Origin of the sequence: Streptomyces sp. NBC_00885 (genome assembly GCF_045207475.1) — a bacterium.
Classification (GTDB): domain Bacteria; phylum Actinomycetota; class Actinomycetes; order Streptomycetales; family Streptomycetaceae; genus Streptomyces.
Genome location: NZ_CP108796.1, coordinates 802,324 through 823,574, shown reverse-complemented (window position 1 = coordinate 823,574; position 21,251 = coordinate 802,324). Strand labels below are relative to the sequence as shown.

The following is a 21,251-nucleotide window of genomic DNA, read 5'->3' as shown; positions in this document are numbered from 1 at the left end:
GGGTGCCGCAGAGGCCGGGGTGCCGGGCCGAGGTCCTTGTACAATTCCGTCACCGGCTCCTGGCTCTGCCGTGGTGACCCTGCACAACGCTAGGGGCAGAACTGGGACCCGTCCGGATAGGCTGCTGACTCACTATGGTCAAAAACCGACAACCGGCTTCGCGCGTGATCCCCGAGGTCGCCTTCGCCGCCCCCGTCGGCACCCCCGCCGGGGTCGAGGTCCTTTCGCTGGCCCAACTGCGCTCACGCATCGGACCCGAGCAGGGTCGGATGGTGGCGCCGGGACGGCCGGACTTCCACCATCTGCTCACCCTCACCAGCGGCTCCCTGTGGCAGACGGTGGACTTCACCGGGTACGCCCTCAGGCCCGGGTCCTGGCTGTGGGCGCGGCCTGGCCAGGTGTACCAATGGGGCGACATCACCCAGGCCGAGGGCACAGTGATCATTTTCGAGCGGGACTTCCCCGACCCGGCCACCACAGCGGCCGCTCGCCTGGACGACCCGCACGCTCCGGTCGTACGAGTGCCGCGAGGCGACGACATCGAAGCGCTGCACACGGCAGCCCACCACCTGGACCGAGAGTTCCACGCGGCAATGGAGCTGCCGGTCGACATCCACGTCACGGTGCTGCGCCACCTGCTGGCCGTCCTCGTCCTGCGCCTCACACACCTGGCCTCGCCTGAAGGCAGTCCCTCGCCCGAGCCCGGATCGACGTATCTGCGTTTCCGTGACGAGGTCGAGCGCGAGTTCGCCTCCACCCGCCGCCTGGACGACTACGCGCATGCCCTCGGCTACTCCGCGCGTACGCTCTCGCGTGCCACCCTCGCCGCCGCCGGTGTCGGGGCGAAGGAGTTCATCGACCGCAGGGTCGTCCTGGAGGCCAAACGCCTGCTCGCGCACAGCGACTTGCCCGCGGTACGGATCGCCGCGCAGCTCGGCTTCTCCAGTGCCACCAACTTCAGCAAGTACTTCCACCAGCGCACCGGGCAGACCCCGATCGCCTTCCGCGAGTCCGCGCGCGGCCGCCATGACCCGGCACGGGCCGACCGTCGGTGAGACGGTCGCCCGGCCGTTACGGACAGAGGGTGCGGTCCGGGCTTCCCGGCACCTCGGCTCGTACGCAGCCGCCCGGCAGCCCCCGGTACGGCGAGGAGCCGAAGTTGGCCGTGACGGTCAGCGCCGTGTCGCCGAAGGTGGTGCGCTGCACCCGGTGGTCGGCGGTGAGCCGGGTGAAGCCGGTCATCGCCTTGGTACCCGCCGCCTGCTGCAGATGGGAGAAGAAGCGCTGGAGCTTTGCGATCTCAGGGCCGTGCTTCTTCAAGCTCGCGCCGTCCAGCGTGAAGTTGAGCGGCGTGTTGTAGAGCATCGCCAGCAGCGCGCGGACCCTTTGCTGTTCGGGCAGCTTGTAGTACCCCAGCTCCCACCGCTCGACGCTCACCACGGAGTCATGGAGCACGGTCTCGTACAACGGCACCCTGTAGTGCGGGTCGTACATCGCCCGGGCGGCGTCCGAGGTGAGCTTCGCGGGCCTGAAGAAGAGATCCGGTGCGTTCTGGGGTGCGTAGCCGCCCCAGGTCTTGCGGTCGCGCTCCAGTGCCCACAGGTGGTCCGACACGGGCGTACTCGAACCGTGGCTGTAGGCCAGGACGCCGCCCGCCCAGCCGCCCGCCGACTCGGAGCCCAGCACCAGTTTCCGCTCGCGCGACAGCATCTCCATCCGGGCGAGCCGATTGGCTCGGTCGCGCGCCTGTGTGGCCTGGTGCGCGGGGGAGTGGTCGCGGAAGAGCTCGCCCGCCGCGTCGACATCGAGGAAGTAGCTGTTCGCGCCGTTGGCGGTCATCGACCTCGTCCGGTCGGCCAGATAGTGGTGCGTGGGCTCGGCCTGGGCCAGGGCCTGTGAGCTGACGTAGCAGCCCCGGCCGCCGAAGCCGGTCTTCACCTTGCCGTCCGCTTCGCGCACACACGCGTCCGGCCAGACCGGCGCGGGCCACGTGGAGGACGGGGCGTCAGCCGTCGCAGGATCCTGGGCGTTGGACCACGAGTCGTAGGGACCGACCAGGTACCCGGCCTTCCTGGCCGCATTGACGGCCTCCCGCGTCATCGGCCGGGCGTCGGCGTCGTAACCCAGCCACATCCGGTCCAGGCCCAGTGCTCGCATCCGCTCGACGGACTCCTTGCTCCGCCCGTCGCCCCACAGGTACGCGTGGAAGGCGCCGATGAGCCTGCCCGCCTGCGGGTTCTCCTCGATCTTGCGCTCCAGGCTGCCGAGCTGCCCATGCTCGACCAGCCACCGCCGGTAGTCCTTCGCCGCCGCGACCGGCGACGAGTCGGTCAGGGCGAAGGCGACCGTGTAGCGGCGGGTCTCCTCCTTCTCGCTGAAGGCGTGGGTGGTGGCGGTGCGCAGGCGGCCGGTCCGCGAGGCGAACTCGAGCGTGGTGCCGATATCGGTCGGTACCACGTAGCTGACGCCGTGGCGCCCCATCGTCCAGCCCCAGAACGGCATGGTCAGCCCGTCGGTGAGCGCGATTGCTCCGCCGCCCGCCAGCTTCGCCCGGTGCGAGTTCCACCACGGGTCCGCCGCCGGGATCGACAGCCCCTCGCCGCGCGGTATCTGCACGGCCGATGCCTGGGGGTCCACCCCGCTGACCGGCCAGGTCAGTTCCGAGTCGCGTGAACTGCGCATCTCGACCACCAGCCGGCCGTCGCGCTCACGGGCCGTAACAGTCAGGCCCCGCTTCGGGTAGTTCCAGGTGGCCGCCGAGTCCCGCAGAGAAACGTCCCCGGCCGGACCGAGGTCCTGCGCGGCTTTGGCGGAGATCACCAGCGAAGTCCCGTCGGCGGCACGGGCGGTGACACCGAGCGAGGCCGGATCCACCCGCGCCTGGCCGCCCTTGACCGGCACCACGACCGTGCCGCGGTCAAGCCGGGCACGATTGTCAGGTGGCGCTGCCGCGCCGCCCGGCATGAGGGAGGCGGCGCCGGCGAGGAGCGTCGCGGTCACGGCGGCCGCGGTCACGGCCCGGACTCGTCGCGAGCCCGGCCAACGATGCTTTGTCTTCTTGGTGAACGGCAACATGGCAGTCACCGTCTTTCTCAAAGGTGAGAGGCAGATGAGAACCACCGGGCGCGTCGTGACGTGAGAGTCGGCAGAGGACGCGTCGGACCAATCCGCGGGAGGTACGTTTGGGAACGCTGTCGGTGCTGGTCGTGGATGACGAGCCTGCTACGCGCGAGGCCGTCGCCGAGGCCCTGGAGATCGAAGGCTATGCCGTGGCGCTGGCAGCCGACGGCGCCGAGGCACTGCACAGCGTGGCGGCGCGCCCGCCGGACGCCATCGTGCTCGACGTCCTCATGCCCCGCATGGACGGGCTCACGTTCTGCCGCCGGCTGCGGTCACTCGGCGACCGCACGCCGATCCTGGTGCTCACCGCGCGCGGCACCGTGGAGGACCGGGTGGGCGGGCTCGACGCCGGGGCCGACGACTATCTCGCCAAGCCGTTCGCGCTGCAGGAACTGCTCGCGCGGCTGCGGGCCCTGCTTCGGCGCGCCTACCCCGAGGACGGCGACGCGCCGGCTTTCGGGGACCTCACCCTGGACCCGCAGACGCGGAGGGGGCGACGCGGCGGCCGGTTGATCCAGTTCAGCCAAACCGAGTTCGCTCTCCTGGAGTTGCTGGTCCGCAACGCGGGCCGTGTGCTGACCCGTGAAGTCATCATGGACCGCGTCTGGGGTTACGACTTCGGGCCCGGCTCCAACTCCGTGGAGGTCTACATCCGTTACGTGCGCCGCAAGCTCGAAGCGGACGGCGAGCGGCGCCTGGTGCACACGGTGCGCGGGCTCGGCTACCGGCTGGCTCTGGAATGAAACCGGAACTCCTGGTCTTCTGGCGGCGGCTGTCGATCCGCAGCCGGATGGCCGGCACAGCGGCGCTCGCCGTCGCCCTCGCGGTCGCAGCGATGGCCGCGGTCGGCTATGTCGCCGCCGACCGCCAGGCACATCGCGAGCTGGATCTCGGGCTGGTCCGCGAGGCCAACCGGATCAAACGGCAGATCCAGAGCGGGACTTGGTCGGCGGCCGGCCCCTGTGCCTGGCTGTCCGCGCCGGCCTGCGTGCAACTCGTGGGCTCCGACGGAGAGGTGAGCGCCGAGGGCGCGACCGAGCGGGGGGCGCTCGACACCCGTGACGCGCGGGCGGTCGCAGGCGGCACGAAGACCGCGTTCTTCAGCACCGCCCGGCTGCAGGACCACCCCGTCCGCGTCTACACCGCGCCGGTCGCGCAGGGCCGGGCGGTGCAGGTCTGGGTGCGCTCCGACGGGGTGGAGCGCGGTGTGGCACGCGTCCGTACGGTACTGATCGAAGCCGGAGCGGCAGGCGTGCTCCTCGCCTGCCTTCTCGGGTACCTCGTCGCCCGCACCAGCCTCGCCCCGCTGGCCCGGCTGACGGCCGTCGCCGAGCGGATCGCCGCGACCCGTGACACCAGGCACCGCATCGCTGTCACCGGCCACGACGAAGCGGCCCGGCTGACGGGCAGCTTCAACACGATGCTGATGGCTCTGCACGACTCGCTCACCGCCCAGCGCCGCCTGGTCGCGGACGCCTCCCACGAGCTGCGCACTCCGCTGACCAGCCTGCGCACCAACGCCGAACTCCTGGCCAGGATCGCCCCCGACGACGTCCGCCGCCGAGAACGCGCCACGACGGCTCTGGGCCGGCAGATCACCGAGCTGGTGGACCTGGTGGAGGATCTGGCGGAGCTGGCGCGGGGCGACGAAGGGGCGGACGAACCGGCCGACGACCTCCGGCTCGACGCGGTCGTGACCCAGTGCGTGGAGCGGGCGCGTGCGCATCGGCCCGCCACGGTGTTCACGGTCGAGACCGAGCCGACGCTGATCCTCGGCGTACGCGCCCGGCTGGCTCGCGCCACGGCGAACCTGCTCGACAACGCGGCCAAGTTCAGCCCCGACGGCTCCGTGGTGGAAGTCCGACTGCGTGATGGCGAGCTCACCGTGCGTGACTATGGTCCGGGCGTCGACCCTGACGACCTGCCGCACATCTTCGACCGCTTCTACCGCGCCCCGGCCGCCCGCGCCCGCCCCGGCTCGGGCCTTGGCCTGTCCATCGTCGCCCAGGCCGCGGCCCTGCACGGTGCCAGGGCCACAGCAGAGCCCGCGGAGGACGGCGGGACGGTCATGCGCCTGTCCTTCCGGACGGCCGGGGGCCGGGAAGGCCCGTCATCCACCTCGTGATCATCCACCTCGTGATCGTGAGAATCGTGGCTCGAAATGGCCCCGCCTCAGGGGGACTTGCCGTATCCAGGGCCGGGGCGGGCTGCCCTGGCTTTGGAGGTTTGGCCAGGTAGAGGCCCCGAGGGCGGCTCTTTCTTTGGAGAAGTCTACGATGTTCGCCGAGTTCCTCTCTGGCGTTGGATATGCGTCACACAGGACGAAGAGCCGACGGAGACACCGCGAGCCTTCGAGCCCCCTGCGACTGGCTGAAACCAGGGTGCGCCATCGTCGTCGCGCCAGGGATAACCAGAGGACCTCTCACTACCTACCTCTTGAAGGGCAAGGCGGAGATGGCACGAGTCGCCCCGCTTTCCGTTGCCGGAAAGCAAAGTGAGCACCCCGTCGACGAGGTGCTCCCCCTCCCGAAACTGGCTCTCTACGGCTTCCAGCACGTCCTGGCGTTCTACGCCGGTGCCGTGATCGTCCCGATCATCGTGGGCGGGGCCCTCGGGCTCAGCCGCGAAGAGCTCGTCTACCTGATCAACGCAGACCTGTTCACCTGCGGTATCGCGTCGATAATCCAGGCTCTCGGCATCGGCCGGATCGGCGCGCGACTGCCGCTGATCCAAGGGGTCACCTTCACCGCGGTGTCCCCGATGATCGCGATCGGTCTCGGCGCCGGCGGTGGCACGGCCGCCCTGCTGGTGATCTACGGCGCGGTGATCACTGCGGGCGTCGCCACCTTCGCCTTCGCCTGGCTCCCCGCCCGGGCCTTCAAGGCGGTCCTGGGGCTCTTCCCGCCGGTGGTCACCGGCACGGTGATCACCGTCCTCGGGCTGGTCCTCATCCCGGTGGGGCTGAACGACGCGGCGGGCGGGGTGGGCAGCCCGCACTTCGGCGATCCCGAGAACTTCGCCTACGCGGGCGGCACCATGGTCTTCATTCTGGTGCTGATGAAGATCGGCCGGCCGTTCCTGTCCAGCATCGCCATCCTGCTCGGGCTGGTGGCCGGCACCGCGGCCGCCTTCCTGCTGGGTGACGCGAGCTTCAATGACGTGGGCAAGGCGGACTGGGTGGGCGTCACCACCCCCTTCCACTTCGGCGCCCCGCAGTTCCAGTGGTTCCCGATCCTGCTGATGCTGATCGTCATGCTGATCACGATGGTGGAGACCACCGGTGACACGTACGCCATCGGCGACATCGTGGGCAAGAAGATCGACGGCGAGACCGTGGCCCGCGCCCTGCGCGCCGATGGCGCCGCGACCGCCCTCGGAGGTGTGCTCAACTCCTTCCCGTACGTCGCCTTCGCCGAGAACGTCGGCCTGGTGCGGATGACGAAGGTCAAGAGCCGCTTCGTGGTCGTCGCGGCCGGTGTTTTCATGATCGTGCTGGGCATGCTGCCGAAGGCCGCCGCCGCGGTCGCCTCGGTGCCGCACCCGGTGCTCGGTGGCGCCGCGACCGTGATGTTCGCGATGGTCGCCCTGGCCGGTATCCAGACCCTGGCCAAGGTGGATCTCAAGGAGGAGAAGAACGCCTTGGTGGTGGGCGTCTCGCTGGCGATGGCCCTGCTGCCGTCCACCGTCCCCGTGCTGTTCAAGGAGCACATGAACGCGGACCTCTCCTCGCTGCTGAACAGCGGCGTCACGCTCGGCGCGAGCACCGCGATCCTGCTGAACCTGGTCCTCAACCGCCTGGGCCCGAAGGAGCCGCAGGGCGAGCCGGCGGTGGCGGGCGGTGTGGTGACGGGCGTGGACCCGGCGGACGACGCCCCGGATCGTCCCGCTCCTGCCCCGGCCGGGGTGCCGGCCCAGGTCGCCCCCACGGGTGCGGCGGGGCCGTCGGTGGACGAGACGGACGGCGCCTAGGGCGATCTCCCGCCGGGCTCGCTCGCGGGCCCGGCGGGACGCTTCAGTCCTTGGCCGCCGGCTGGACTTGGTCGCATACGAGGCCGGTGACGTGGTCTGTGATCATGTCGAGGATGTCCGCCGAGGCCGTGTCATTGCCGAGGACGAGGAAGTTCAGGGTCAGTCCGTCGGTCATGGCGGCCAGATAGCGGGCCAGCACGGGGACGGGCACGCGGAGTTCGAACCCCACGCTGTGACGCAGCTGCTCGATGAGTTCGCCGTAGGTGTCGCAGTACAGCGCGTACTGCCGCCGTGCCAGATGCTCGAACCCCGGGCGGCGCAGGGCGTACTGCGTGAGTTCGTAGGTGAGCATGTGCTCGCCGGGGTTGGCGGTCACATGGTCCCAGTAGGCCTGGAAACCGGCCCGGATGGTTTCCCGGAGGGTGGCCTTCGGCCGGATCGCCTCCTTCACCAGCGTGACGGAGTGATCGGTGATCGTCGCCATGACGGACTCGATCAGTGCCTGCTTGGAGTCGAAGCAGTAGTGGAAGACGCTCAGTGACACGCCCGCCTCGGCGGCGATGGACCGGGTCGTCGTCCTGGAGACGCCGTCGCGGGTCATCGCGCGGATTGCTGCCTCGATCAGCTGTCGGCGCCGGTCGGCCGACGGCATACGTGCCATGTCGTTCCTTCGTATCTGTGCCGCGCGGAAGCAAGCGGCCGGGGCCGGCCGGATCAGGAGAGTTGATCCGGCCGGCCCCGGCCGTTGGGGGACTCCATGGGTGGCGTCAGCTGCTGTAGACGCCGACTTCGCGGAGGGAATAGCCCCACTTGGTGCCGCGCTCCAGCCCGTGGACGCGGACGTAGCGGGCCGTCGTACCGGTGAACTGCGCCGTGTCCAGGCCGCCGTCACCGGCGGCCTGGGACCATGCGGACTGCCAGTTCGTGCCGTCGCTGGAGACCTCGATGCGGTACGACTTCCCGTAGGCACGCTCCCAGTTGAGGGTGACGCGCTTGATCAGGCTCTGGCTGCCGAGGTCGATCCGTAGCCACTGGTCGTCGCTCCAGTCGCTCGCCCAGCGGGTGTCCGCGTTGCCGTCCACTGCCCGGTCGGGTGCGTAACTCGTGAACAGGCTCCACTCCGACGAACTGGCCGAGGCGGACGAGCCCGCGGCAAGGTTCACCCCGGCCTTGTGGTTCTCGGACGCCTTCCAGGTGCCGAGGTAGGACTCGGCGCCCCGGAAGAGGTCGTCCACGACACCCTGGCCGCCGACGAGTCGTATGTCCTCGATCCAGTCCGGGACCAGACCGTAGTGCGCGGCGCCGTCGGTGTTGATGTCCCAGGTGCGCTCGCCGGTGGTCTGCCTGTCGATGACGGCGCTGCCGTCAGTGCTGCGGAAGGGGTACTTCACCGGGTTCGGGGTGTCCGCGCCGCGGGGGCCGGGCCAGCCGCCCACACCGTTCATGTCGGTGCCGTAGCCGTAGCCGACGTTGTACTTGTCGCGCAGCGCGTCCGTGCGCTTCGCCTCCGCGCTGAAGGCCTCGGCGCCGTTCATGTACTGGGCCACGAAGCCGCCGAGACGGTAGACGCGCTCGGTCCAGTTGAGGTCCATCCAGCTGTGCGAGGAGATCACGCCCGGGTACGACTCGGACTCGAAGATGTCGAAGGCCCGGCCCGCTGCCTTGACGCCCATATGGTCGATCTCCAGCATCATCTTGCGTTTCATCATGCCGCGCACGGCGTACTCGCCGAGCTCGGTGAGACCGCGGGTGTTGCACTGCGCGTCCGCGGCGTACGACGGGACGTGCACGCCCGCCGGCAGCTCCTTCTCCGCGTTGGGCGCCGCGGCGAGGCCGATGGGGTTGTCGTGCTGCGGGCCCGCGCACTTCTCCGTCTTCCAGAAGGTGCCGGTCGACAGGAACTGGCCGACGTTGATCGCCGTGCCGAGGGTGCCCGAGTCGAATCGGACGCCGCACAGGGCGTTGTCGAACTTGTGGCACAGGAACATGCTGCGTACGCCCAGCTTGTACAGCTCGTCGAGACCGCGGTCGATGTCGGCCCTGCTGCACTGCGCGACGTCGAGGATCTGCTTGCAGCCGAACGGCTCGGAGGTCTCGACCCCCAGAACGACGGCCAGCTTGCCCTGCTGGATGACCTCGCGGGCCTGAGCGGAGTCGGTGACGATCCTGAACCAGCCCTTGCCGGGGCCGCCGTACATCTTGTCGATGTAGGCCTGCAGGTCGTACGTCTTCTGCGCCTGCAGGCGGATGGAGGTCATCTCGTCGCAGCTGCGGTCCTTGAAGAAGTAGACCGAGCAGATCACGCCGTTGGTGACGAGGTCGTTGACGAGCACCCGCTGACCGCCGCGCCAGGCCCGTTCGACCCAGGCGTAGTAGTTCTGCTGGTGGGTCAGCGAGTCATGGGCCGGCCAGTCCTTGAACGTCGGCCATCCGTTGGGGTCGTGCTTGCCGTCGCCACCCTTGGTGATGAAGTCGAAGATCGCGAGCGATCCGTCGGGGTAGTGCTCGGGGCAGTCCTTGAGCGCGTCGGCGATACCCAGTTCGGAGAACGTCTTGCCACAGATGAGCCGGCCGCCGAAGGCCTCGTTGGACATCAGGTGGTCGTGTGCGTCGACAAAGCCCCGTACCCGCCCCTGGGCGTCGGTTCCCTTGAAGGGCTCGCCCGTGACATTGATCTGGGAGTCGGGTGCGGGCCGCGCGGTCGGGGTCCACCAGCCGGACTCGGCCGAGGAGTTGGGCGCTGTGCCGAGGACCATGGCCACGACGGTGAGAAGCAACGACAGGACCGCGATGGGCCTGCGTCGGCGGTGCGAGCGTCGAGTCGTGGTCATCACTCACGCCTTCGGTCGGAGGATTGCGCGGGTCGTGGAGCAAGACCGTCCGGGGACCTGACGTGATTGTCATGTCCCACGCGAACGATGCGACGAGAATCGCGGCTGTGAGACTCGGAGTCAATAGTCCGGGACAGATGACCTGATGGGTCGTCGGCTCGGTCGCGGACGCCCGTGACGGCGCCCGTGACGCTGCCGGTGACGCCGCGCCGGTGATATCGCTCGTGAGAAGATCCCTTCGCGCTGTGTGCGCTGGTTTCCGGCCGCGGAAGGTGACGATGTACGTGATATCCCTGGGCGGCGACGGCGCCGAACTGCGCCCGCTCGAACCCTGGCAGGCCGATGAGTTCCTGGCCCACGTGGACCGAGGACGGGAGTTCATCGGGCAGTACAACGCGCTGCCCGACGTCGTAACGGACCTGGAGTCGAGCCGGACGTTCCTCCAGGCGTACGCGGACAAGGCCGCAGCCGACGCCGGGCGGCTCCACGGAATCTGGACGGACGGCAAGCTGGTCGGCGCGGTTCTCTTCCGGAGGATGGACGCGGAGCAGGGCACTGCCGAGGCCGGCTGCTGGCTGGAGCCGTCGGCGGTCGGCAAGGGGCTGGTGACCCGGGCCGCGCGCGTGATCATCGATTGGGCCGTCGAGGAGCGGGGCATCCACCGCGTGGAGTGGTGGGTCTCGGCGGCGAACGAGCCCAGCATCGCCGTGGCCCGGCGGCTCGGGATGACGAAGGACGGCGTGCTGCGGGAGAGCTACCTGTACCGGGGCCGGCGGCACGACGAGGAGGTCTGGTCGGTGCTTGCCCCGCAGTGGCGGGCGGGCAAGCGGGTGTCTTGAGCCGAGGTGTCGACCTGTCGGCTCAGCCGCTGACCGTCACGTGCTTCGGCTGAACGTCACGTCCTTCGTGTCCGTGACTCCAGCGGTGCGGCCGGGCGCAGTCTCGTACTGCCAATAGAGGTTCGTGTGCGCGATGACCTTGTCCGGCGGCGGAGCGCCCCACGAGCTCTGATCCTGCGTGGTGTGCGCGTCACCGACGAGTGTCACGTCGTAGCCACGCACAAATGCGCCATGGATCGTGGACCGGACGCAGGCATCGGTCTCCGCGCCGGTCACGACCAGGCGTCCGACGCGGGCCCCGGCGAGCACCTCCTCCAAGTCCGTGTCCTCGAAGGAGTCCCCGAACGTCTTGTGCACCAACGGTTCGGAACCCTGGCGTGCCAGTTCCGGGACGTACTCCCAGGCGGCACTGCCCTTCTCCAGGCCATCGCCGGAGTGCTGGACCCAGACGATCGGGACACCCTCTTCGCGAGCCTTCTCGACGAGCGTGCGGATGTTGGCGACGACCGCGTCGCGCTGGTGCGCATCGGCCACGACGCCCTTCTGGACGTCGATCACCAACAAGGCGGTGTGGGGTCGATCTTACAGCGTGGTCATGACGATCTCCTCTGCTGCTCGGACGGGCTCATGCCACGGGGATCACCGTAGTCCGGTCGATTGCGGGGGTGCGCCGGATTCGGGGCGGGAAACGACCGTGGTGTGCGTCGTTTGCCGGATCGGCAAACCCACTTTGCCGACAGGGCAGGACGGCGCACTGTGGGCGCAGGGCCGGCCGACGGTGACATCACGGCCCCCACAACACCCGGCACGGCTCAAGCCGCCACTCAACGGAGCTCATGTTGAAGCCAATTGTCGCTGGACGAGATGAACCAAGAGATGTACCAAGAGCTGGACGCGCGGTACGGACGCCCTCGGTCCGGTGGGCGCTCGCCGGACTTGCGCTGTCCATGTTGCTGTCCTCGCTCGGCACCAGCATCGCCAATGTCGCCCTGCCGACATTGGCACAGGCGTTCACCGCCTCCTTCCAGGAAGTCCAGTGGATCGTCCTCGCCTATCTCCTCGCCATCACCACCCTGATCGTCAGTGTCGGACGGCTCGGCGACATCACCGGCCGCCGACGGCTCCTACTGACGGGAATCGCCCTGTTCACGCTGGCCTCGGTCCTGTGCGGCCTCGCACCCACGCTCTGGATGCTGATTGCCGCCCGCGCGGCGCAGGGGCTCGGAGCGGCCATCATGATGGCCCTCACCATGGTGTTCGTCGGTGAGACAGTTCCGAAGGCGAGGACCGGTAGCGCCATGGGGCTGCTCGGAACGATGTCCGCGATCGGCACCGCTCTCGGTCCGTCGCTGGGCGGTGTTCTGATCTCCGGACTCGGTTGGCGGGCAGTCTTCCTCGTCAACGTACCGCTGGGTGTGCTGACTTTCCTTCTCACGCATCGCTGCCTGCCCGTCGACCGCCGTGAACCGAAGACTGCTCCGACCGGCTTCGACGGCGTGGGCACACTGCTGCTCGCCCTGACGCTCGCGGCCTACGCACTCGCCATGACGATCGGGCACGGCAGTTTCGGTCCGCTCAACATGGCTCTGCTGTCGGCTGCCGCCCTCGGAGTCGGCGTCTTCGTCCTCGCCGAGTCGAAGACGGCATCGCCCTTGATCCGATTGGCGATGTTCCGCGATCCAGCGCTGAGTGCAAGCCTCGCCACGAGCGCGCTTGTCTCGACGGTGATGATGGCGACGCTGGTGGTCGGGCCGTTCTATCTTTCGCGTGGGCTCGGGCGCGACGCGGCTCTCGTAGGACTCGTCATGTCAGTCGGTCCGCTCGTCGCCGCGCTGACCGGCGTGCCGGCCGGCCGCGTCGTGGACCGTCTCGGCGCACAACGCATGACCCTCCTTGGGCTCATCGCGATGGCGGCCGGCTCCTTCGTCCTTTCCGCGATGCCGAGAACGATCGGCATCGCCGGCTACATCGCCCCCATCGTCGTCATCACCGCCGGCTACGCGATGTTCCAGACGGCCAACAACACGGCCGTCATGTCAGATGCCCGCCCGGACCAGCGGGGCGTCATTTCAGGCTTGCTCAACCTGTCGCGCAACCTCGGGCTCATCACTGGTGCATCCGTCATGGGCGCCGTGTTCGCGCTCGCATCGGCGACGACCGACATCGCCACGGCGCACCCGGGGGCCGTTGCCACCGGGATGCGGATCACGTTCGCAGTCGCGGCGATGCTGATCGTCATCGCGCTCGCCATCGCGGCCGGAAGCCGTGTTCTCGCCCCCCTGTCCGGCGCGCGCCTCAGGGGCTCGCGTTGAGCTCCGCGACGATCGAGGCGGGGGTGTGGCCGCTGCCGTCGGACAGGCGGTGGAAGTCGACGGAGACGAAGTTCGGTTTCCGGCCCCCGGCCGCGGGCCGGCACTGGTCGGCGATGCGGTTTCTCAGCTTGGTGCCGTTGTCCAGGGCCGCCGTGAGGACGGTGGGTACGTTGCGGTGGTGGCTCATGGTGAACAGTCGCCGGAATCCGGGCTCCTGACGGTCCAGGGGCACGTCGGACCAGCGGCTGACGCAGGCGAGGTCATTGCCCAGGTCGCCCAGGCTCCAGTAGTTGCTCACCGTCCAGGACTTGTCGTACATGACGCCCAGGTGCTCGCGGTCGGACCGGTCCGAGAAGATCAGCAGACGCTTTCCGGCGGTGACGAGGTCGGCAACCTTCGGCCAACCGTGCTCTCGTACGCCCCACGCTTCGGGCCGGAACAGCATCTCGGACAGCCCGTTGACCCTGCCGAGGGACTGACCCAGCTGCTCTGCGCTGACGTAGTCCTCCAGGAAGACGGTCACGACCTCCTGGGGATGGGTGGCGAGGAAGTCCACGACGGTCTGCATCGTGCCGTGGAAGGACTGCCGTGGCAGGGCGTACGTGGCACCGGCGAAGGTCTTGCAGTCGCCGTGGCACAGGTACACGTCGCTGGGATAGCAGTCGCTCCCGAAGCTGATGATGCACAGCCAGGTGCTGCGCTCGTACCAGTGCGTGTCCAGGCTCAGGCCCCGAACGCCGTTGTCGAGTTGTGCGCGCACCGACTCGGCCTGGTTCGCCGAACTCCAGCGAGAATCCTCGTAGTTGGTGAAGGCGTTGTGGGTGGTCAGGAAGGCGGCCTCGTCGAGTCGGCGATCACCCCAGCGCGCGGCCGCAGCGCCGGACGCGCCGCCCGTGTCCGCGGAGACGGTGGAGGTGGTGCCGCCCGTGGCCGAGGCGGTCGAGGCGGTCGCCGCGCCCACGAGGGCCAGGAGAAGGAGGCATACGAAGGAGTGCCGGCCGGCTCTACGCAGGAGCGCGGCGCGAGCGGTCCGCGGGCCGGGCGACGCCGGGCCGCCGCGAAGGCGACCGTGCGACCGCGGTCGCAACATGCTCATGCCAATCATGCGGCGGAGGGTAGCGCGAGGGCCGTCGATCCGCTCCTGCGGGGACGAGTTCGGCCGGTATCCGTCGGCGCGCGGCCGGGATCCGCGTGCCGTGGAAGGGAGCGGACGCCCCAGGGGGCAGGCTTGACGCGGTGATCGCCGGTCGCGCCTGAGCGCGGCGCCGCCGCGCCACCCGGACCTGCTCCGTGGATCAGGCCGACGGGCGGCGGCAGCGGACCTGTTGAGTGCGGGCGGTGACCGGACGATCACCGGCCGCCTCAGATCGGCGCCAGGCGCTGACTGAGGCTGAGCACGTGGTGGACCGTCCGAGGGTCGGTGCTCCCACGGAAGGCGGGGACGGGGCGAACCTCAGGGCCGATGAGCAAGCCGGTCTGCCCATCGAGCGAGGCGTCGGTGGCGGCGAAGACGGACGGCCGGGCGGCCACCGACGCGGGGCCGGCGGTGGAGCGTTCGAACGTCCGGCGGACCAGCGGCCACAGCAGGCGCAGCCCCGGCGAGACGATCCTCGGTGAGGTCATGGTGCCGTTGGTCATGTCGGTCGCCGCGCCGCCGGGGTCGGCCGCGAAGACCGTGACACCGCTGTCGCGCAGGCGCTGCGCCAGATCCAGGGTGTACGCGAGGTTGGCGAGCTTGGCGCGGCCGTACCAGTGGAAGCCGTAGTAGCCGCCCGGTGGTTCGACGGCGTCGAAGGTGCGCTTGGCCACCTTGATCGCGCCGGAGCTGACGTTCACGATGCGGCTCGGCCCGCCGGCCCGGAGCCGATCGAGCAGCAGCTCGGTCAGCAGATACGGCGAGAGGTGGTTGACGGCGAACGTCGCCTCGATGCCGTCGACGGTCTGCTGCCGGTCCGCGAACATCGCGCCCACGTTGTTGACCAGCACCGTGAGCGGCCCCTCGGCCGCCAGTCGGGCGGCGAGCGCTCGTACGTCGCCGAGTGACGCGAGGTCGGCCGCCAGGAACCGCGGATCGCCTCCGGTCGCGACCGTCGCGATGCGCTCGACCGCGCGGGCGCCGCGCTCGGCGTTGCGGCCGACCACGGTGACGGCGAGCCCGTGCGCAGCCAGTCCCATCGCGGTCTCCAGGCCGATTCCCCCGGTCCCTGCCGTTACCACTGCCCGCTGTTCCACGGCTCTGCCCTCCGTCGCTTCGCCCGTCAGAATCGGATAGGTATCCGTTTCCGTGAAGGCAAGCTAGCACAACCGGATAGTCATCCGGTTAGGGTGAAGGTGAGGCGAACGGTGCCTGGAGCCCGTTGCCGGTCGCGATCAGCGCGGGGGGCGCAGGCCCTCAAGGAGCACACCGAGGTACACCTCGGTACGGGTGGAGTCAACGGCGCCGGAGCGCAGGGCGTGCTCGATGCCGCAGAGCAGGCGGCGCACGTCGTCGGCCTCGATGTCGCGCCGGATGGCGCCGGTCCCGCGCGCGCGGTCAAGCAGGTGCGCGACAGCCAGGTCGAGTTCGGCCTTCAGTGCCGAGGTCTGCTCCTCGGTATCGCTGGCGGATTCGAGCACGGCGGCGAATCCGCTGTCGTCCAGCGCACGCGCGAGGGTGAACCGCAGCAGGCGGTGCAGCCCACCCAGGGCGTCCTCGTCGGCGGCCGCGGCCTGGGCCTCGTCCACCAGCTCTCGGAAGCGCTCGGCCGACAGCGCCTCCCGCAGCGCGTGGCGGTTGGGGAAGTGCCGGTAGACGGTTCCCACGCCCACGCCGGCGAGCCGGGCGATGGCGTTCAGCTGAAGCGAGTCGTCACCGGCGGCCAACTGCTCGCGGGCGACCTGCAACACCCGGGCGCGGTTGCGTGCGGCATCCGTCCGTAGCGTCGGCCCCTGCTCGCCCTTCAGTGTCACGGGCCCAGCATAGAGGGCCGCTGGCCGCAGCCCGATGGCGGCAGCTCGCGCCCGGCGGGCCACGGTGGGAGGGCGTGACGCCTCAGGGATGAGCCGGGAAAAGATTCAGGCGGCGATGTCGAGAACCCGTGGCCGGCTCCGTCCCTGTGGTGAACGCGACCACAATGGGTCGCACAGCACCGAGGAGAAACACGATGGCCAAGTACTTGCTGCTCAAGCACTACCGGGGCGCCCCGACTGCGGTCAACGACGTGCCCATGGACCAGTGGACGCCCCAGGAGATCTCGGCCCACGTTCAGTACATGAACGACTTCGCGGCCCGGCTCGAGGAGACGGGCGAGTTCGTCGACGGTCAGGCGCTCGCCCCCGAGGGGACGTTCGTCCGGTACGACGGCGAGGGCCGCCCGCCGGTCACCGACGGCCCGTTCGCCGAGACCAAGGACCTCATCGCCGGCTGGATGGTGATCGACGTCGACAGCTACGAGCGCGCCGTCGAGCTGGCCGGGGAACTGTCGGCCGCCCCTGGGGCGGGCGGGAAGCCGATCCACGAGTGGCTCGAGCTGCGCCCGTTCCTGACGGCGCCGCCCACCATCACGGAGTGCCACTGAGGTGAACGAGGTCCTGCTCCGGAGCCTCACGCCGAGCGTGCTCGGGATCCTCGTCCGCCGCGGAGCCGACTTCGCGGTGGCCGAGGACGCCGTGCAGGACGCTCTGGTCGAGGCGGTCCGCGTCTGGCCGGCCGACCCGCCGCGGGACCCGAAGGGCTGGCTGGTCACCGTGGCATGGCGCAAGTTCCTCGACGCGACCCGGGCGGACACCGCCCGCCGCCGGCGTGAGGACCGCCTCGATGAGGAGCCGGCGCCCGGGCCCGCGCCCGCGGTGGACGACACGCTCCAGCTCTACTTCCTGTGCGCCCACCCGTCGCTGACGCCGTCGTCCGCGGTCGCGCTCACGCTGCGCGCCGTCGGCGGGCTGACCACCCGCCAGATCGCCCAGGCCTACCTGGTGCCCGAGGCGACCATGGCGCAGCGCATCAGCCGGGCCAAGCGCACCGTCTCGGGCGTGCGGTTCGACCAGGCCGGAGGCGTCGCCACCGTGCTGCGCGTCCTCTACCTGGTCTTCAACGAGGGCTACTCGGGCGACGTCGACCTCGCCGCCGAGGCCATCAGACTCACCCGGCAGCTCGCGACCGTGATCGACCACCCCGAGGTGGCGGGGCTGCTCGCCCTCATGCTGCTCCACCACGCCCGGCGCCCGGCCCGGACCGCGCCCGACGGCAGCCTGGTGCCGCTTGCCGAGCAGGACCGCGGCCGGTGGGACACGGAGTCGATCGCCGAGGGTGTCGAGATCCTGCAGGCGGCCCTCGCCCGCGACCGGCTCGGCGAGTTCCAGGCCCAGGCCGCCATCGCGGCACTCCACGCCGACGCGCCCACCGCCAAGGAGACCGACTGGGTGCAGATCGTCGAGTGGTACGACGAGCTCGCGCGCCTGACCGACAGCCCGGTCGTCCGGCTCAACCGCGCGGTGGCCGTCGGCGAGGCCGACGGACCGCGCGCCGGCCTGGCGGCCCTCGCGGCGTTGGACGACTCACTGCCCCGCCACACCGCGGTGGCGGCGTACCTCCACGAGCGCGACGGCGACCTGGCGAAGGCGGCAAGGCTGTATGCCGAGGCGGCCCAAAAGGCACCCAACCTCGCCGAGCGTGACCACTTGACGCGCCAGGCCGCCCGGCTCAACGCCCGCCGGGGTCGCTGACGGTCGCGCCGGCCTCGTCGGAGATGTCGGTGGGCCGGTGAGCGGTGTGGCGGCCACAGGGCCGACATCGGCTGCGAACTTGGCCGGATTTGGCTCTGCACGCGAGCCGGGGACGGCGTTCCCGGGGGCGCGGACGACGGCGGGTGGCCGCCTGATGCAAGGGCCGACGCCACCCTCGGAGTCGATGGCGGTCATCCCTTGCGGCCGCCTGCGCGTTCGCCTCCCGGTGCCCCAGATCATTCCTGATGGTCTGTCAGATCAAGCCGTGGATGCCGAAGAAGAGACGGGGCGGGCGGCCGCTCCGCGCAACGGGCGGCCGTCGGTCGGATGGCTCGGATGTCGTCAGTCGTCCGGATAAACCCCGTGCGGAGCAAGGTCACTTCATCGAGGTAATGACCACAGTCTCATGGGGTGACCTGGGCATATCGGCCGTTACTGTTCACCGGGATCTGGACGGATTCCCGGAGATTGCCCCTTTCCTCTTTCACCGGTTGGCGTGCGCGTACGCCGATCACCAGCCTTGCGAAGGAGAGTTCACCCGATGACCGTTGAGACCGGCCCGGAAGCCCAACTGGAGCCGCCCCGGCAGTCCAGCCTGGGCACCGCGGCTGCCCGCAACCTTGCCACCACGACCAAGTCCGCACCGCAGATGCAGGAGATCACCTCTCGCTGGCTGCTGCGGATGCTCCCCTGGGTGGAGACCAAGGGCGGTACCTACCGGGTGAACCGCCGGCTGAGCTACACCGTCGGCGACGGGCGCATCGAGTTCGTCCAGGACGGTCCCGACGTCCGGGTGATCCCCCAAGAGCTCGGCGAACTGGCCCTGTTGCGTGGCTTCGAAGACGTGGAGGTGCTGACCGCGATCGCCGGCCGGTGCGTCCAGCGGGACTTTCGTGCGGGCGAGGTGCTGGCCGAGCGCGGTACCCCCACCGAGCAGATCCATCTGATCGCCCACGGCCGGATCAACCAGACCTCCGTCGGCAAGTACGGCGACGAGGCCGTCGTCGCCGTCCTTGCCGACGGCGACCGGTTCGGTGAGAACGCCCTTCTGGACGCCGACGCCAGATGGGACTACACCGCCACTGCCGAGACCTCCGGCACCCTGCTCACCCTGTCCCGCGCCGACTTCGCCGCCGTGATGTCCTCGGCGCCGAGCCTCCAGGCCCACATCAGGCAGTTCAGCTCGCTTCACCTGCAGCGGCAGAACCGTCACGGCGAGGCCGAGATCGCGATGTCGGCCGGCCACACCGGCGAAGTCGACCTGCCGGGCGCCTTCGTCGACTACGAACTCAAGCCGCGCGAGTACGAACTCTCCGTCGCGCAGACCGTTCTGCGGGTCCACACGAGGGTCACCGACCTCTACAACGGGCCGATGAACCAGACCGAGGAGCAGCTCAGGCTCACCATCGAGGCGCTGCGCGAGCGCCAGGAGCACGAACTCATCAACAACCGGGAGTTCGGCCTGCTCCACAACGCCGACTTCAAGCAGCGGATCCAGCCCCACTCCGGCCCGCCCACCCCGGACGACCTCGACGGGCTGCTCTGCCGCCGCCGCGGCACCAAGTTCTTCCTCGCTCACCCCAGGACGATCGCGGCGATCGGCCGTGAGCTCAACGCCCGCGGGCTCTATCCGGACCACGTCGACCTCGGCGGACAGCAGGTCCCGGCGTGGCGCGGGGTCCCGATCCTGCCCTGCAACAAGATCCCCATCAGTAAGGAGGGCACCAGCTCGATCCTCGCCATGCGAACCGGCGAGGACAACCAGGGCGTCATCGGTCTGCGTCAGACCGGCCTGCCGGAGGAGTACGAGCCGGGCCTGTCGGTGCGCTTCATGGGCGTCAGCGAGCAGGCGATCATCTCGTACCTGGTCACCACCTACTACTCCGCCGCCATCTTGGTGCCCAACGCGCTCGGCGTGCTGGAGAACGTGCAGATCGCCCGCAGGCGTTGACGCTTGGGCGTGTTGAGAAGTCACGCCTGCCCCGCGACGCCCACGTCCAGTACGAAGGCGATCCCCAGCCCTGCGGGCCCCGCCCTGCAGCCGGACGGCGCCACTTCCCCAACACGCCCGCGTAGGACCCGTCCGACGGCCACGACGGCCCGCACCTTCCCGGGCCGGGCGAGCACGCCCGGAATGCGGGACAGCCCACCCATCTCACCGAGGAGCTTCGGATGCCCGATCCTGGGCTTTCCCCTCTGCAGTCGAGCCTGCCTACCGCTGCGGCCCGCTTCGGGGCGCATGCCCTCATCGACGCCACCGGCATCGAAGCAGCCGCAGGCGCCGTAGACGTGTCCGTACCCGACGACAGCCCGGGCGGCGACCTGATCGCTCCGTACGTGCGGGAGGGCGCTGCCGCGGCGAGGCAACCGAGCCCGGCCCTGGACCGGATCCTGCGCGGCCCCACCGGTCTCGGCACGTCGGGTCTGTACCTGGGCCTGCGCGAGGAGCCTCCGGCGCCACCGGCGTCCGAGGCACCACCGGAGGGCAAACCGATCCCGGGCCTCTACTACCACCCGGTGCCGGAGCCCGATCCGGCGCGGGTGGAGGAGGTCTGTCGCAGGATCAAGGACTGGGCGGTGGACGAGGTCGAGCTGTACCCCGAGGAGTGGGAGGGCCAGTTCGACGGCTTCTCCGTCGGGCGCTACATGGTTGCCTGCCATCCGGACGCTGCGTCCGTCGACCACCTGATGATCGCTACGCGGCTGATGGTCGCCGAGAACGCGGTGGACGACTACTACTGCGAGGACCACGGAGGTTCGCCCATCGGCCTCGGCGGACGCCTTCTTCTGGCGCACACCGCCCTCGACCCCCTTCACGCGACGAAGGAGTACCAGCCGCAGTGGGCGCAGTCGCTCCACGCCGACGCCCCGCGGCGCGCCTACCGCTCCGCCATGGAGTACTTCGTCCAACACGCCACCCCCTCCCAGGCCGACCGGTTCCGGCACGACATGGCCCGTCTGCACCTGGGGTACCTCGCGGAGGCCGCCTGGGCCGAGACGGACCACACGCCCGAGGTGTGGGAGTACCTGGTGATGCGGCAGTTCAACAACTTCCGTCCCTGCCCCACCATCACCGACACCGTCGGCGGCTACGAACTGCCGACGGACCTGCATGCCCAGCCCGCCATGCAGCGTGTACTCGCGCTCGCCGGGAACGCCAGCACCATCGTCAACGACCTGTACTCGTACACCAAGGAGCTTGCCGCCCCCGGTCGGCACCTGAACCTGCCCGTGGTGATCGCCGAGCGTGAGGGCATCGCCGACCGGGAGGCATATCTCAAGGCGGTCGAGGTCCACAACGACCTCATGCGCGACTTCGAAGCCGAAGCCGCCGCTCTGGCCGCCGCCTGTCCCGTCCCGAGCGTGCTGCGCTTCCTGCGGGGAGTGGCCGTGTGGGTCGACGGCAACCACTACTGGCACCAGACCAACACCTATCGATACAGCCTGCCCGATTTCTGGTAAGAAATGGACTCATC

At 69.7% G+C, this 21,251-nt stretch carries 17 protein-coding genes; 10 read left to right on the top strand and 7 right to left on the bottom strand.

The genetic code is table 11. The annotated features are described in order from the left end of the window. The first annotated feature begins 134 nt into the window (after positions 1–134). Positions 135–1,055 (top strand): helix-turn-helix domain-containing protein, encoded by a 921-nt coding sequence (locus tag OHA61_RS03775; protein ID WP_406301684.1) that lies wholly within the window; start codon positions 135–137, stop codon positions 1,053–1,055. Positions 1,056–1,071: 16 nt separating this feature from the next. Here the strand turns inward: OHA61_RS03775 and OHA61_RS03770 are convergent, their stop codons facing one another. Further along, positions 1,072–3,015, bottom strand: coding sequence for a glycoside hydrolase (locus OHA61_RS03770; RefSeq protein WP_406301683.1), 1,944 nt, complete (start codon positions 3,013–3,015; stop codon positions 1,072–1,074). Positions 3,016–3,182: 167 nt separating this feature from the next. On the opposite strand from OHA61_RS03770, the gene OHA61_RS03765 reads away from it, so the two are divergent. From OHA61_RS03765 to OHA61_RS03755, 3 genes are all read left to right on the top strand, one after another. After that, positions 3,183–3,863, top strand: a complete 681-nt coding sequence (locus OHA61_RS03765) for a response regulator transcription factor (protein WP_406301682.1) — start codon at positions 3,183–3,185, stop codon at positions 3,861–3,863. Further along, a complete protein-coding gene (locus tag OHA61_RS03760; protein ID WP_406301681.1) occupies positions 3,860–5,245 on the top strand; it encodes a sensor histidine kinase in 1,386 nt (461 codons plus the stop codon). Before OHA61_RS03765 ends, OHA61_RS03760 begins: the two co-directional genes overlap by 4 nt. A gap of 329 nt (positions 5,246–5,574) precedes the next feature. Further along, positions 5,575–7,089, top strand: coding sequence for a nucleobase:cation symporter-2 family protein (locus OHA61_RS03755; protein ID WP_406301680.1), 1,515 nt, complete (start codon positions 5,575–5,577; stop codon positions 7,087–7,089). Between the two features lie 43 nt (positions 7,090–7,132). Here the strand turns inward: OHA61_RS03755 and OHA61_RS03750 are convergent, their stop codons facing one another. Then, complete coding sequence (locus OHA61_RS03750) at positions 7,133–7,750, bottom strand: TetR family transcriptional regulator (RefSeq protein WP_324976105.1); 618 nt, start codon at positions 7,748–7,750, stop codon at positions 7,133–7,135. Positions 7,751–7,856: 106 nt separating this feature from the next. Beyond that, positions 7,857–9,920, bottom strand: a complete 2,064-nt coding sequence (locus tag OHA61_RS03745) for a discoidin domain-containing protein (RefSeq protein WP_406301679.1) — start codon at positions 9,918–9,920, stop codon at positions 7,857–7,859. A gap of 278 nt (positions 9,921–10,198) precedes the next feature. Between OHA61_RS03745 and OHA61_RS03740 the strand changes: the two genes are divergently transcribed. Next, the gene (locus OHA61_RS03740; RefSeq protein WP_406301678.1) at positions 10,199–10,759 is read left to right on the top strand and encodes a GNAT family N-acetyltransferase; all 561 of its coding nucleotides are present in this window, start codon (positions 10,199–10,201) and stop codon (positions 10,757–10,759) included. 36 nt (positions 10,760–10,795) lie between these two features. On the opposite strand, the gene OHA61_RS03735 is transcribed toward OHA61_RS03740, so the two are convergent. Next, positions 10,796–11,323, bottom strand: coding sequence for an isochorismatase family protein (locus OHA61_RS03735; RefSeq protein ID WP_406301677.1), 528 nt, complete (start codon positions 11,321–11,323; stop codon positions 10,796–10,798). A 383-nt stretch (positions 11,324–11,706) separates the two neighbouring features. Here OHA61_RS03735 and OHA61_RS03730 point away from each other — a divergent pair, with 383 nt between their 5' ends. Then, positions 11,707–13,071, top strand: a complete 1,365-nt coding sequence (locus tag OHA61_RS03730; protein WP_406301676.1) for an MFS transporter — start codon at positions 11,707–11,709, stop codon at positions 13,069–13,071. Here the strand turns inward: OHA61_RS03730 and OHA61_RS03725 are convergent. The 3 genes from OHA61_RS03725 to OHA61_RS03715 all read right to left on the bottom strand — a co-directional run bounded on the left by OHA61_RS03725 (position 13,055) and on the right by OHA61_RS03715 (position 16,020). After that, positions 13,055–14,032, bottom strand: a complete 978-nt coding sequence (locus OHA61_RS03725) for a PI-PLC domain-containing protein (RefSeq protein ID WP_406301675.1) — start codon at positions 14,030–14,032, stop codon at positions 13,055–13,057. The two genes, OHA61_RS03730 and OHA61_RS03725, sit on opposite strands and share 17 nt — an antisense overlap. A 401-nt stretch (positions 14,033–14,433) precedes the next feature. Next, positions 14,434–15,288: an SDR family NAD(P)-dependent oxidoreductase gene (locus OHA61_RS03720; protein ID WP_406307268.1), complete on the bottom strand. Its 855-nt coding sequence runs from the start codon at positions 15,286–15,288 to the stop codon at positions 14,434–14,436. A 153-nt stretch (positions 15,289–15,441) separates the two neighbouring features. Beyond that, positions 15,442–16,020 carry a TetR/AcrR family transcriptional regulator gene (locus OHA61_RS03715; protein ID WP_406301674.1) on the bottom strand — a complete coding sequence of 193 codons (579 nt, stop codon included), beginning with the start codon at positions 16,018–16,020 and terminating at the stop codon, positions 15,442–15,444. 194 nt (positions 16,021–16,214) lie between these two features. Here OHA61_RS03715 and OHA61_RS03710 point away from each other — a divergent pair, with 194 nt between their 5' ends. From OHA61_RS03710 to OHA61_RS03695, 4 genes are all read left to right on the top strand, one after another. Further along, a complete protein-coding gene (locus OHA61_RS03710) occupies positions 16,215–16,628 on the top strand; it encodes a YciI family protein (protein ID WP_406301673.1) in 414 nt (137 codons plus the stop codon). Position 16,629: 1 nt separating this feature from the next. Then, positions 16,630–17,775 (top strand): RNA polymerase sigma factor, encoded by a 1,146-nt coding sequence (locus OHA61_RS03705; RefSeq protein WP_406301672.1) that lies wholly within the window; start codon positions 16,630–16,632, stop codon positions 17,773–17,775. Positions 17,776–18,316: 541 nt separating this feature from the next. Further along, a complete protein-coding gene (locus OHA61_RS03700) occupies positions 18,317–19,726 on the top strand; it encodes a family 2B encapsulin nanocompartment shell protein (protein WP_406301671.1) in 1,410 nt (469 codons plus the stop codon). Positions 19,727–19,947: 221 nt separating this feature from the next. Then, entirely contained in the window at positions 19,948–21,237 is a 1,290-nt protein-coding gene (locus tag OHA61_RS03695; RefSeq protein ID WP_406301670.1) for a family 2 encapsulin nanocompartment cargo protein terpene cyclase, read from the top strand. The last annotated feature ends 14 nt before the right edge of the window (positions 21,238–21,251 follow it).

Excerpts from the sequence above, each read along its gene's own strand:
- OHA61_RS03775 (WP_406301684.1), top strand. The coding sequence starts at position 135 with ATGGTCAAAAACCGACAACCGGCTTCGCGCGTGATCCCCGAGGTCGCC.
- OHA61_RS03760 (WP_406301681.1), top strand. The coding sequence starts at position 3,860 with ATGAAACCGGAACTCCTGGTCTTCTGGCGGCGGCTGTCGATCCGCAGC.
- OHA61_RS03755 (WP_406301680.1), top strand. The coding sequence starts at position 5,575 with ATGGCACGAGTCGCCCCGCTTTCCGTTGCCGGAAAGCAAAGTGAGCAC.
- OHA61_RS03750 (WP_324976105.1), bottom strand. The coding sequence starts at position 7,750 with ATGGCACGTATGCCGTCGGCCGACCGGCGCCGACAGCTGATCGAGGCA.
- OHA61_RS03745 (WP_406301679.1), bottom strand. The coding sequence starts at position 9,920 with ATGACCACGACTCGACGCTCGCACCGCCGACGCAGGCCCATCGCGGTC.
- OHA61_RS03740 (WP_406301678.1), top strand. The coding sequence starts at position 10,199 with ATGTACGTGATATCCCTGGGCGGCGACGGCGCCGAACTGCGCCCGCTC.
- OHA61_RS03730 (WP_406301676.1), top strand. The coding sequence starts at position 11,707 with ATGTTGCTGTCCTCGCTCGGCACCAGCATCGCCAATGTCGCCCTGCCG.
- OHA61_RS03710 (WP_406301673.1), top strand. The coding sequence starts at position 16,215 with ATGGCCAAGTACTTGCTGCTCAAGCACTACCGGGGCGCCCCGACTGCG.
- OHA61_RS03700 (WP_406301671.1), top strand. The coding sequence starts at position 18,317 with ATGACCGTTGAGACCGGCCCGGAAGCCCAACTGGAGCCGCCCCGGCAG.
- OHA61_RS03695 (WP_406301670.1), top strand. The coding sequence starts at position 19,948 with ATGCCCGATCCTGGGCTTTCCCCTCTGCAGTCGAGCCTGCCTACCGCT.